At 45.0% G+C, this 12,603-nt stretch carries 12 protein-coding genes; 5 read left to right on the top strand and 7 right to left on the bottom strand.

Going from position 1 to position 12,603, the window contains the following annotated elements; translation table 11 throughout:
• Positions 1-221: 221 nt before the first annotated feature.
• The 3 genes from ACE04G_RS10490 to ACE04G_RS10480 form a co-directional block, all read right to left on the bottom strand.
• Positions 222-410, bottom strand: a complete 189-nt coding sequence (locus ACE04G_RS10490) for an aspartyl-phosphate phosphatase Spo0E family protein (protein ID WP_036616818.1) — start codon at positions 408-410, stop codon at positions 222-224.
• Positions 411-722: 312 nt separating this feature from the next.
• Positions 723-1,247: a pyruvate kinase gene (locus ACE04G_RS10485; RefSeq protein ID WP_449004299.1), complete on the bottom strand. Its 525-nt coding sequence runs from the start codon at positions 1,245-1,247 to the stop codon at positions 723-725.
• Positions 1,248-1,458: 211 nt separating this feature from the next.
• Positions 1,459-2,850 (bottom strand): helix-turn-helix domain-containing protein, encoded by a 1,392-nt coding sequence (locus ACE04G_RS10480; protein WP_449004298.1) that lies wholly within the window; start codon positions 2,848-2,850, stop codon positions 1,459-1,461.
• Positions 2,851-3,114: 264 nt separating this feature from the next.
• On the opposite strand from ACE04G_RS10480, the gene ACE04G_RS10475 reads away from it, so the two are divergent.
• Positions 3,115-4,239, top strand: coding sequence for an LLM class flavin-dependent oxidoreductase (locus ACE04G_RS10475; RefSeq protein ID WP_449004297.1), 1,125 nt, complete (start codon positions 3,115-3,117; stop codon positions 4,237-4,239).
• A gap of 109 nt (positions 4,240-4,348) precedes the next feature.
• On the opposite strand, the gene ACE04G_RS10470 is transcribed toward ACE04G_RS10475, so the two are convergent.
• On the bottom strand, positions 4,349-4,924 hold the full coding sequence (locus ACE04G_RS10470) for a TetR/AcrR family transcriptional regulator (protein ID WP_221823956.1): 576 nt from the start codon (positions 4,922-4,924) through the stop codon (positions 4,349-4,351).
• Positions 4,925-5,229: 305 nt separating this feature from the next.
• Between ACE04G_RS10470 and ACE04G_RS10465 the strand changes: the two genes are divergently transcribed.
• Positions 5,230-6,438 (top strand): MFS transporter, encoded by a 1,209-nt coding sequence (locus ACE04G_RS10465; RefSeq protein WP_221823821.1) that lies wholly within the window; start codon positions 5,230-5,232, stop codon positions 6,436-6,438.
• A 111-nt stretch (positions 6,439-6,549) separates the two neighbouring features.
• On the opposite strand, the gene ACE04G_RS10460 is transcribed toward ACE04G_RS10465, so the two are convergent.
• Together ACE04G_RS10460 and ACE04G_RS10455 are read right to left on the bottom strand one after the other, a co-directional pair.
• Positions 6,550-6,960: a DUF2000 family protein gene (locus ACE04G_RS10460; RefSeq protein ID WP_339306548.1), complete on the bottom strand. Its 411-nt coding sequence runs from the start codon at positions 6,958-6,960 to the stop codon at positions 6,550-6,552.
• Positions 6,957-7,520, bottom strand: a complete 564-nt coding sequence (locus ACE04G_RS10455) for a type 2 periplasmic-binding domain-containing protein (RefSeq protein ID WP_221823819.1) — start codon at positions 7,518-7,520, stop codon at positions 6,957-6,959. Before ACE04G_RS10455 ends, ACE04G_RS10460 begins: the two co-directional genes overlap by 4 nt.
• Positions 7,521-7,737: 217 nt before the next feature.
• Here ACE04G_RS10455 and ACE04G_RS10450 point away from each other — a divergent pair, with 217 nt between their 5' ends.
• Together ACE04G_RS10450 and ACE04G_RS10445 are read left to right on the top strand one after the other, a co-directional pair.
• Positions 7,738-8,979: an ATP-grasp domain-containing protein gene (locus tag ACE04G_RS10450; RefSeq protein WP_221823817.1), complete on the top strand. Its 1,242-nt coding sequence runs from the start codon at positions 7,738-7,740 to the stop codon at positions 8,977-8,979.
• A 66-nt stretch (positions 8,980-9,045) separates the two neighbouring features.
• A complete protein-coding gene (locus ACE04G_RS10445; protein ID WP_221823815.1) occupies positions 9,046-10,332 on the top strand; it encodes an MFS transporter in 1,287 nt (428 codons plus the stop codon).
• A 46-nt stretch (positions 10,333-10,378) separates the two neighbouring features.
• Here ACE04G_RS10445 and ACE04G_RS10440 read toward each other — a convergent pair whose 3' ends face one another.
• Positions 10,379-11,443 (bottom strand): alkene reductase, encoded by a 1,065-nt coding sequence (locus ACE04G_RS10440; RefSeq protein WP_221823813.1) that lies wholly within the window; start codon positions 11,441-11,443, stop codon positions 10,379-10,381.
• Between the two features lie 156 nt (positions 11,444-11,599).
• Here ACE04G_RS10440 and ACE04G_RS10435 point away from each other — a divergent pair, with 156 nt between their 5' ends.
• Positions 11,600-12,463, top strand: a complete 864-nt coding sequence (locus ACE04G_RS10435) for a LysR family transcriptional regulator (RefSeq protein ID WP_221823811.1) — start codon at positions 11,600-11,602, stop codon at positions 12,461-12,463.
• Positions 12,464-12,603: the final 140 nt, after the last annotated feature.

Genomic DNA, 12,603 nt, shown 5'->3' with positions numbered 1-12,603 from the left:
CCGATCATTGTATGAGCCCCCTTCACAGATCAATCTGGATATAACTGGGGCCATCATATCCAGTTTTAATGATCATCCGCTATCCTGCCAATCCTGGAATTGGTACGGAATTTCAAGTTATCCGCATAGGTTTCAGGGTGAACGCCAAAAAGCCGACTGTATCGCTACAGTCGACTACGCTATTTCTATAGAACACTATTTAGACAAAAAAACCGACTGCATTATGCAATCGGTTGTCTGTTCCTGAGATGGCTTTTATATTTGAATCGATTATATTCATTAATAAGCTCGTCCAGTACCATGGACTGTCGGAGGACTTTGTTGTCCTGCATGCCATGATTCTCCGCCAAACGACTTAACTCTTGCCTGTTCCGTTCGATTTTATCTGTGATCTGTACCGGTTCACTCACAGCATGCACCCCCTCTTTGTATAACATTTTAGGATACATTGCCAAAAAATTCATATTATATTCCTTTGCAGAATAAAATATTTATTTACATAGAGATACTTTCAACATCAAGCAATTTGCATAGAGAGTTGACGTCTCTTCTTTTCTACAAGATGTGGGCAAAGAAAATTATAACATGTCTACATATCGTATTCGAGAATACGCGAATCCTTTACCGTTAAAGTGCGTTATGGACATATTATCCATTTTACCCTAAGTATCTCTTGCACCTTTCTCTCGCGAGAATAGTTAATAAATTTATCGAAAAGTAATCTATTTGTATAGGTAATTTTCATCACCGTTCTGCATACCAAAATAACGAAGTCTGTAGCCCTCTCGATAACGAGCACGCAATGGATTAATGAAGGAGTCATTCTCAAACTCAATGTAACCTGTTAAATAGAGTAGGATCAGATATTCCTCAAAACATTGATTGCCAAGAGTCATCTCACTCTCTTCCATCCCATAAAACACATCGATTTCAAGAGTTAATAGAAGAGAAAATCCTCGCACAGTGGAATTGATTATCCATGCGAATTCCAGTGGCTCATGGATATCTTCATCCTTGTTCAGGCTAATTAATTGCTTGGTTCCCCTCTCATCCTTAAATACATAAGCTGCAACCGCCTGATCAAATCCGGCATATGGGTCGTTGCGTAAGTCGGAAAACTCTTCTAAATCCACCTTCTCAGCGTAGTATTCCTTGGTTAGTCGATCATGAATTTGCTCTAAAGTGAATGGATTAGGGATGTTCAACGTTATATATTTGTCGTAAAGCTTCTGAATATCAATCTGCAATGATAAATCCCCTTTTCGTTATGGATAATAGAATTTTCAACTACGTTATCAATACAAAAAGGCTTACTTCCGAATAGGAAATAAACCATTTCAAACTCTTATACTTCACTCCTGAACCTACTACACTCCGCCACCACCATGTGTATGTGTACTATATAACACTGGAGTGCCTGCACTAGGCTGAGGATACAGTGTAAACAATAAAACAGCACTAAACAAAACTACTATCAAAGCTGCTTTTTTTCTCATAATTACTATAAACCTCCTCAATTAAGTTTCTATACTTGTTCTTCATTTCAGTTGAAGCTCTATCTCTAAATCTCTCAAATAAGCCTACACATTGTATAACCACAGATTCGCTTTTCATATTTTTAGCTGAAGCTAGACAATGTAATAAATGCTGAAACCCTTGCTCAAATCTGCCTTTGTCTAGTTGATAGATGGTTAATTCTTTAAGAAATTGAATGTATCTGCCGTTGGTTATAAGTTCATTATAACTACCAACATAACCATAAGTATTAGAATACATCATTATATATGGATCAAATTTATCGAGAACAAAATCAACATCCATATCGTGATTGTTAGCTGCTTCCATTATTTTGACCAACGCAGGCAAAATTTCAGCTTCGTCTTTCTCAATGTACTGAACATACGGATGGATTACATCTTTATCCCCCATCATAAGGCGATATAGATAATTGTTGACCTGTGCCCATCCATTAAACTTATCAATAAACTTAAGTTCCTCGTCACTTGGATTATCAATTCGAGTTAATTTTGAATATGCTTCTGTATAGTGAAGAGCTTCAGGATATTCTTCTCGTCCATCACATGCTGCTGCCCTCAGCAAATTGGAATACGCGGAGTATACGAAGGTAGGATAAGTGCTAATCCTTTGAGTTTCCGATTTTCTTTTTTTATAAGAGTTAAGAAAGTTAGTTTTCTGCTCCAGATCTTCAGCCAGCTCGAATACTTTGTCCCAGTATCTTAGAGCCAAGTATGTATTCGCCAGGTCTTTTATCGCATCCAACTGCCGTTCCTCATCCAGCCGATTAATAAATGGTTCAAAATGTACGGCTGCACGAAGATTCTCATGCTGGTCCTGACCGAGAGATAACGTGAAGATGCGATACTGGCACAGAGCCAGACGTTCCGAGTGTTGATATTTCTCACACTCCGCCACACATTCGTACAACATCCGTGCAGCCTTCGTCTGTCCACGTTCAAGCATGCCTTCCGCCATCTCGAACAACTCCGAGATATACGAGCGATCATCCGTCACTTCCTGGATAACCTTATGAATACATTCCAGCTTGTCCAATTCAGCACAGCGTTGCAGGAATGGTTCCAGTCTCCTCCAATGAGGTGCTGATTCCACGAAACATTCAGCCCCATAAATCTCGTAGAAATACCCCTCTTCCAGCTTCATGCCTTGGGTAATCAGATCCAGTTGCGCCATAGCGATGGGCCGAGTCCCCTTAATAATTGCGCTAAGCGTTCCAGCGTTAACTCCCGATATATCGGCAAAATACTGCAGGGTGTACCCCTGTTTCCTGATGTAGTCCTCAATATATGAGCGTATCGTAGTTGTAGGTTCCATGTATCCCACCTCCACAATGAAAATCCATAATTTTGAATTTATATGATATGCACAATTTTAATCCTAAATTTTACAGCGGTCAATAAAAATCGTGGCAATTTCCTTCACATTTATGCAAGGAGGCTTTGCTGTTCCTGCTTATAGAAAAAATCCATTAGAAGAATCCGTGAGAACGTGATACATTTAATCCAACTTACATATCCCACTATTTCAATAGGATTATACGACACAGATACTATCAATTCAGTTCGAGGAGAAGGTCAGATGAAATTTGCCTTGTTTAGTCTCATGATGAATCTGCCTAATGCCGTTACCGGGGAAGCTCTGACAACTCAGCAGAAATTCCACAATATATTAGAGCAGGCAAAGCTGGCTGAACGACTGGGTTTCGATGCCTATGGAATCGGTGAACGACACGGTGCGCCTTTTCTATCTTCCTCGCCACCTGTCGTATTAACCGCAATAGCCGCAGCAACCACACGCATTCGGTTACTAACCACCGTCACTGTTCTTAGTATACTTGATCCAGTCCGGGTTGCCGAGGATTATGCCACGTTGGATCAATTATCGGGCGGACGGCTGGAGATGATCATCGGGAAAGGCAATGACCCTCGGCACTATCCGCTGTTTGGCATAAGCGAAGAGGAACAATGGGACTCACTCGATGAACGCTACCATCTGCTAAAACGGCTGTGGTCTGAAGAAAATGTAACCTGGCAGGGAACGTATCGCCCTCCGCTTGAGGGAGTGACCACGTGGCCCAGGCCGCTTCAGCAATCCATCCCGATCTGGCATGGTAGCGCGTCCAGCACGGTCTCGACCGAACTCGCTGCCAAATATGGCGAGCCGCTCTTCACGTCGAATTCTTTTCACCCGCAAGCCAAATATAAAGCGTTAATTGATCATTATCGGGAGCGCCTCGATTATTATGGTCATGATTCGCAGCAAGCAGTGATTGGCTCTGGTGCCGGCAGCCTCTATCTTGCGGATACGGGTGAAGAAGCCATTCGCCGCTATAAGCCATATTATGAAGCGTTCCATGCCACCGCTGCCGCACAACATAACCAGTCGCCCTTTACCAATCTGGAAGATAACATTGCACGAGGTCCCGCGTTAATCGGCAGTTCGGAGCAGGTCATTGAGAAAATTCTGGACTATCATGCCGCTTACGGACATCAGGTGCTGAGCATCAGCGTAGATGGACTGACGCATAGCGAGCAGTTGGAGCAAGTAGAGCGTTTTGCCAAGGAAGTTGCCCCTGTATTACGCCGCGAACTGCCCAGTTCGGTATGGAATGAACCCCCGCTCTTGAACCAGTCTCTTCCCACTTCCACATCGCATTCTCCTGATTCATGGCCCCCAGCCATCTCACCGATCTTCCAGGTGTAGTTCTCAATTCTCCACACATTCTCCATTCATCCACAAGCCTTTTGCACCCACACCCAGGGCGATACTTGTGAATCGCCCTCTCCCTCCCCCAACATGTCCTTCTCTATGATCAAGATTTAATACCTTCAAACAAGGAAACCAACGAACGCTGCACGAATTCAGTATCTAACGGTTCGCCAGTTACCAACATGCGATAGAACATCGCTCCATAGACGAGGTCTATGCACAGTCCGATGTCACAATCCTTTTTCAACTCTCCCCGTTCTACACCTTTTTCAAAAATTCCCCACGCTTCACGCCGACGAGGTTGGATGTATCTGGTTCGGTATTCTTCTGCTAGACCTGGATCAGACTGACCCTCTCCAACAATTTGTGTGATCACTTTTCCTTCCCGGCTGATCAAAAAATCAACCAGATTGCTCGCATGAATGCGCACATCCTCAAATACCGATCCTGTATCCGGTACAGGCAATCTTGCGGTTGCCGCAGACATGTACCCATCCATAATGACAGCTCCTTTATTGGGCCACCATTTATATATCGTTGCTTTACTCACCTTAGCACGTTCAGCAATTTTTTCGATCGTAACCGCTCCGAAGCCGTGTTCCAATAATAATTCATAGGAAGCTGCAAGAATTGCATTCTGGGTTTCCACATTACGGGGACGCCCTCTTTTGGCTGTCATCATAAGCCCTCCTTGGTGTAACAAATGCATCTCTAATACATAAAAACTGTACGTTCATTATACTAAAACACCGATACATTAAACAATTTCGTTCTTACCTTACTTCGAAATACAAAAATTCCTATCGCCTATTTACAATACTAAACGTTTAGTTTATTATATGTCTGTAATTAGTAAACGAAGCGTTTAGTAATTAGTGAATCCATAAAAGTACCGCAAAGGTTTGGACGCCTGATCGGTCATGGTTTGAGTGGAACCATTAGGGCACTAAGGATCATTAACATAAAAATTGGAGGATGATAATCATGCATTTGCAAAACGATGTGAAGACAACCCCGGTTCCAAGCTGGTTGATTTTACTTTTGGCCGCGGCATGCGGGCTACTTGCGGCAAACTTGTACTATGCTCAGACGGTTATAGGACCGATCAGCATGACAACAGGGCTTTCCTCTGCTGCTGCCGGACTGATTGTGACGTTAACACAGATCGGTTACGTAATTGGCCTGCTGTTCATCGTACCGCTCAGTGACATTCTGGAGAATAAGCGGCTGATCACTTTTTTCCTCATCATTCTGGTCGTTGCATTGATTGCCGCCGCCTTCTCTCCCAATGCCATATTATTTCTGGCTGCTTCCCTCTTCATCGGTATTGGTTCCGTCGTTGCACAGATTCTGGTTCCCTACGCCACCTACCTCACTTCGGAGGAGCAACGCGGACGGGTGGTCGGTAATGTGATGAGTGGCCTGCTGCTGGGCATTATGCTGGCTCGCCCTGTCGCAAGTTTTATTACGAGTCTGCTCGGCTGGCAAGCGGTCTTTGTTTTCTCCGCAATCATTATCGTATTGTTAACCTTGCTCCTGTCACGCGCACTTCCTGCACGTCAGCCCCAACCGGCGATGAAGTATGGACAATTAATCCTGTCATTAGGTTCCCTGTTAAAAACATTTCCCATGCTCCGCCGCCGAGCCCTCTATCAGGCCAGCCTGTTTGGCGCCTTCAGCTTGTTCTGGACTACAGTTCCCATGCAGCTCGCCAATGAGTATGGCATGTCCCAGCAAGGAATTGCATGGTTTGCATTGGCTGGCGTCGGAGGCGCCGTTGCAGCACCGATTGCCGGAAGATGGGCGGATAAAGGCTTTACCCGCATATTAACCGGACTCGCCATGGTTATCGCGGCTGGTTCTTTTGGGCTCGCCTATCTGTTCCAGGGTCACTCTACCGCTACCCTTGTACTTCTTGTGATCGTTGCCATCACGCTCGACATGGCGGTCTCGGGTAATCTGGTGCTGGGGCAGCGTATTATCTATTCATTAAGTGAAGCAAGAGGACGGGTAAACGGGATCTTCATGTCGATCTTTTTTATCGGAGGCGCGATTGGATCATCACTTGGCAGCTGGTCTTATGCGCATGGGGGTTGGAGTCTCACCACTCTGATTGGTCTGGTGATGCCTTTGCTGGCACTCGTATACTACTTAACCGAAAAGAAAGCTGCCGTTATCAGCAATCATCTATAAGTGCGTGTTCAAAAAGGTCGGTTTTCAGTACCTTGAACAACCTCTATAACGATTCTTTCATATGTAAAGAAGGGCAGAGTGATCTCTAAGATCAGCTTCTGCCCTTTTCCCTTATTTCATCACACTGAATTTTTTGGTCGCTGCCCTAACTTGATCATCCTCGCCCCATACAATGACACCTACCACTTTGGTAACTTCCAATTCCATCGAAGCAATCTCAACTGCATATTGTTCAAAGGCATTGTTGAGCGACTGGCCTGTCTGTGAAAAAACAACATGGCTCAGTCCCCCGCTGTCATCTGAACAGAGTTTGGCCAGATTGATCAGTTGATTCTCCCCGGCCTTCAGAATGACAGTGCTATATCGGATGCCGGCATGCTGAACGCCGCTATGATCCAGCACAGGTTGATCAGAATATAACTCCGGCTCATTCAGGGCTGCTTGTCCCATTAACAGGGCAGCCACATTAGCGGCGGCGCCAGGTTCCAGATTTTTATCCAGTATAATAGCAATTCTTTTCATATGACTGTATTCACCCTCTGTGTATTTTGTGTAAAACATACCCATGGCATATTGATTCCCTCGCGCAATACTTTGTAGGTCACAAGCCCGTAATGATCAGCGCATAGCTGATTCGTGAGCGCAATGGACTTCTCCGTGTTGTGCATGACCTTCCTGCAAGCTTCAGGGTTGGACGATACGGTGCTGTTCTCTTTATAGGTTGTATCAAGTTCAGTTAACAAGTATGTGGTTGCTGGATGATGATAGATAATATCGATCTGATCGGGACATACCGCATGGAAGCCGGATAGAACCAGCGCAGGAATTTTCTCCACAAAGCTCTCAGACACCGCTAGTTCAGAATCCATGATGAAGCTGTTGAGCTTGGGATACGCCCCGGGGACCAGCAAGCAGGATATGATCCCTGATCTCAAGTCTTCCGCAGCCGCTTCAAATTCAGGGTATGGCTTGATACGTTCCGAGTTGCCTAATTTCTTCGCGATATGCATGCTGCAAGTCAGAAATCCTTCATCGTCTCCCAGCGTTCCCAGTATGGCATATTTCTCTTTAACAATCTCCATTTATTTCTATTTCCTCCTTTTTGTTTCTAATCCGCTAAAGATCGTATACCAAAAAATTCCTATTGTCAATTAACACTTTAACGCAACATAAATATGTATTTTGGTTCATATTTTTAACCAAAAGGTGTATTCAAAGTGGAAAATATTGAGCTATAATGTTATGAAATGAATTTTTACTATTTTTAGTATTTTGTTGAAAGGGGATATACGAGAACGTATGAAAACCATTGTATACATATCTGATTTCAGGCTTCCAACCGGATTAAACTTCGTTAAACCTTTGCAGAAATTGGCGGATCACAAAAAAATTCTGATTATTGAACGGCATAATTTGCATCATGATGAGGTCCTCAGGGAATTCTTTGATGAAATTAGATATGTCGATCATCTGGAGTCCGTAGATGCCATCCGGGAGCATATGATGCAGATCCGAGAATCCCATTCCATCTCTGCTCTGTTAACGCCGGGTGAGAATGCGATTGAGATCGGTGGTCAGTTCCGTTCCGAGTTCGGGATCCCCGGTATGCAGCGCAATCAGGCTGAGGCTGTTCGCAATAAATGGATCATGAAACAAATGCTGCATCAACGCGGAATTCGGACATCCCAAATTGCCATTGCTCTACATGAACAGGACTATATTCGTTTCACTGCTGTACACGGCTTCCCGATTATTGTGAAACCACTCAGCGGATATGGAAGTATCAATACGTTCAAATTGTCCAGCATGGATGAACTGGTGCATTATCTTCACCATACAAGACAAGCACAGCAAAAGGATTTGCTGGAGGAATTCATCCACGGTACGGAGTTTCATTGTGATTCCATTGTGTCCAAGGGCAAAGTTGTATTTGCATCTGTTTCCCAATATCTGTATAACTGCCTGGATATTGCGACGAAGCAGAAACCTCCGGCCAGTATTACGTTCCCTGAAGGCACGGAAGCTGATTTTATCCATCACATCAAAGAACTCAATGAACAGGTCATTGCTGCCTTGGGTATCAATCAATCCGTAACACATGCCGAACTTTTTCTGACTCCGGAAGGAGAAGTGGTGTTTGGAGAAATTGGTGCAAGAATCGGGGGATCACATGTTATGCCTCCTTGTATCAAGAACACCCATGGCGTTGATTTCTTCGAAGCCGTCACTGATCTGGAAGTTGGAATATATGAATTTAAGCAACAGGAGACGAGTCATAAATTCACAGGCATGATCTGCTTCCCATCACGCGCAGGGGTAATTCAACACATATCCGGGATAGAGAATTATGCGGATATCCCTGGCATCATTGAGTTCAATGTATCCTATCAAGTGGGGCAGCGCGCCGGGGACGTCAACGATACCATGACCCGATCAGGCTATGCTATCGTGGAGGGTGATTCGTTCGAGGAATTGCGTCAAACCCTGCTGGATATGTACGATCGTTTCAAGATTGAAGTGACGGTTGCTGAAACCGTATAAGTTGTACGGATCATCCTCACTGTTTTTGGTCTGGAGTGACGGTTATCTTGGGGAGGGCTGGAATTATTGTCTTTATTCAAAACCTACGCGGGTCTGAGCCGCGATATCTATTATCTCTGTTTAGCCAGAACGATTAACAGCACGGGAGATTTTGTATTCTCCCTGATTACCTTGGTGCTTACGTTACAGATGGGCATGAATGTGGTCAGTGCAGGGATCTTTGTGTCCATGGCAGCCCTGATTAGCGGACCCGGTGTACTTCTCGGCGGCTATTTAAGCGATGTTATAGGCAAAAAAACAATTATTGTCATCGGGCAACTGTTGTCTGCCATCATGATTATAAGCTGCTCTTTTTGGTCAGGCACCATTACCGTTGGTTATCTTCTGATTGCAGTCATGTTTTTCATCAGTATTACCCGACCTGCTTATAATGCACTGATTATTCAACTGTGTACGGAGGAGAAAGAGCGAAAGTCCGCCTTTTCCCTCATGTATCTGGGGGCCAATCTGGGTATAGCCATCGGACCACTGATCGCCGGTTTTTTTATCAAGGATCACGTCAACATTGTCTTTATAAGTATCGGTACCGTGTTTCTGATATCTACCTTTATCATCATCAACCAGGTTAAGATCGGCACACGCAAGGAATTGGCATCAACAAACAGCGAACATGCTGGACAACAACAAGAACAACAACGATCGAGCCAATCGCCTTCGCCGTTATTCAGACTACTGCTGAAAAATCCACTCGTTGCCTTTTTCATCGTTGTGTCATTTCTTAACTATTTTATCTATATGCAATACTCATTTAGCCTCCCACTCCAGATGAATCACTCGTTTGGCGAGAACGGGGCAGCCTATTACGGCTCTGTCATGACCATCAATGCCATTAGCGTCATTATTCTTACCACCGTGATCCTGTCCGCTACACGCAAATTAACTGCCCTAAACTCCATAGCTACAGGCGCACTCTTCTATGGAATCGGATTTGGAGCCTTGAACCTGCTCGGAACCTTCCCCCATTTTTCCATCGTCGCCTTATCCACGGTGCTGTGGACTATTGGAGAGATTCTCGTGCAGACCAATATCAATCTGTATATTGCTTCGCGTGTACCCGACACACATCAGGGGCGGTTCAATGGCTTGCTGTTATTCGTAGGTTGCCTGGGTTATACACTTAGTCCATATTTGACAGGCATTTTCATCAAAAGCATGGACATGGAAAGTGTATGGATCATTATTCTGGCTGTCAGTCTGTTCTATGCGTTGTCTATGATCATTCTCTGGTATATCGAAAAAAGCTCAACAAGAAGAAACGAAATGAAACCGCTGGATCACTCAAAAAGTATCTGAAACTCAGGGCAGGGCAGCCTATTCTGCCCTTTTTTTCACTTTATTTTCACACCAAAATAGGCAAATGTGCATTCGCATCATACTCAATCAATTGCTGACCCGTATGCAATCTCTGTACTAGATCTGGATTGGCAATAAACGGTCTGCCGAACGCAGCCAGATCTACGCTTCCCTTACCAATCGCGTGCTCCGCGGTCTGAACATCCAAATCCCCCACACCAATGATGATTCCATCCCACCGACTTCGAACCCACTCGTGAAAGGTCTGCTCCCCTTCCCATGCTTTCACATAATGGTCTGTTGAGGGATGCAAGATCGTAATTCCCGTCTCGCGGAACAAGTTCAGATATGCATCAATCATTCCAGCTTTGTCTGCCCAAGCATAGGATGCATCATCATCCTTTTTCTCGGAAAATCGTACCGATATGCGATCCACAGGGATCTCTTTTTTCACAGCCACAATAATATCCCGCAGGAACCGCAATCTACCCTCAGTATCTCCTCCATATTCATCTGTTCTGTGGTTGGTCTTCTCATTGATAAACTGGTCGATCAGATACCCATGCGCAGCATGCAGCTCAATCCCGTCAAACCCCGCCAGAACCGCATTGCGGGCTGCCGTCTGAAAATGCTGAATCGTATCCGCTATATCCTGTGTACTCATCGCTTGAGGAACCTGATACGGTTTATGCAGCTTATGCACTCTTCCCTCTGCCGCAAGGCTGGAAGGTGCAAGTGGAGCGGTTCCGATCAGATCGGAGTGCGACAACCTGCCGACATGCCACAGTTGAGCAATAATGGTGCCGCCATGTCTGTGAACAGCATTCGTTACCCTTTTCCAAGAAGTCGTCTGTTCATCTGTATATAAGCCGGGGATGCCATAAGTGCCTTTGCCTGCCAGATTCGGGTTAATGCCCTCGGTAATAATCAGTCCCACGCCATCCCGCGCACGCTGCTCATAATACGCCACCATCTCATCCGTTACCGTCCCCTCCTGATCATCAGCAAATCCCCGGGTCAACGGTGCCATCACAATTCGGTTCCTTAATTGCCACTTATGAATCGTTACCGGGCTTAATAATGTTGTTGAACGTGTAATCCTGTTATCCATGTCATATCCCTACTCTCTTCGTTATTAAGGATATTGTACGGCGGCTCCGATATATCGTAAAATGATTGAAATATATAGTTGTATCTCTCAGAGAGATACCTAACATCGCCATCTGCCGAATTAATTGAAGGTAACCCACGTTCAGGAGGATACAGCATGGAACTTTCCGATATCGATATTGTTCTCGCGGTGGCGCGTTCAGGCAAAATCTCACAGGCCGCCAAAGAACTGAATTACGCGCAATCCAATGTCACCACACGCATCAAAAAACTGGAGCAGGAATATCAAATACAGCTGTTCAACCGATTTCCCAAAGGCGTTGTGCTGACCTCCAAAGGAGAGCAGTTCGTCCAGTACGCCACACAGATTCATAACCTTTTATATGATCTGAAGCAGGATATGACCGATCCCGGTGAGCCTTCCGGCACGCTGAAAATCGGCATTGTGGAAACGGCGGCATCCAGCCGCTTTATGGAGATTCTGAATGAATATCAAATAACCTACCCGAAGGTGTCCATCTCACTCGTCAACGCTACTTCACCCAAAGTACTGCGCAAGAAAATACAGGACGATGAGATTGACGGTGCCTTTATCAGCGGGGCTTGTGTGAAGGAAGGACTGAAAGTGGAATACGAGATGCAAGACACGGTGCATATCATATCCAAACAGATGGACACACCACCCAAAAGTCTGTGCCAAGTATCGTGGGTCGTTTTCCCCGAGGGCTGCCCTTATCGTGAAATGACCGAAGAATTTTTGCAGGAAGAGGGGCTGTCCGCTCGTAATATCATCGAAGTGAGTACGATGGAAAACCTGCTCAGCTGTGTGGAGTCTGGAATTGCTTTTACCATTATGCCGTGCAATGTTATTCACAAAAGACCAGATCATTTCTCTGTATTCGACTTAGCCGAGCGATTCACACATACTACAACCACCTTTGTTCGCGGTGAGGGTCGTTATGTCAGCAGTGCGCTCGATCAATTCGTGAAACTGCTGAACCAGAAGTGCATTACGTTCTGATATAGGTAACTTAGCACCCCCTCTTCCAACTGCTGATCTTCTTGATCACTAAATGGACCAGAGCCCATTGATCGAGACCCTAAAAAACAAAGCAAAAGGCACTCATACAGAGTGCCTTTTGCCTTCCTTCCCTCTATAGC

The organism is Paenibacillus sp. AGC31, from assembly GCF_057334655.1.
The sequence above is the reverse complement of the archived record's forward strand: the minus strand, read 5'-3'. Positions and strand labels throughout refer to the sequence as shown.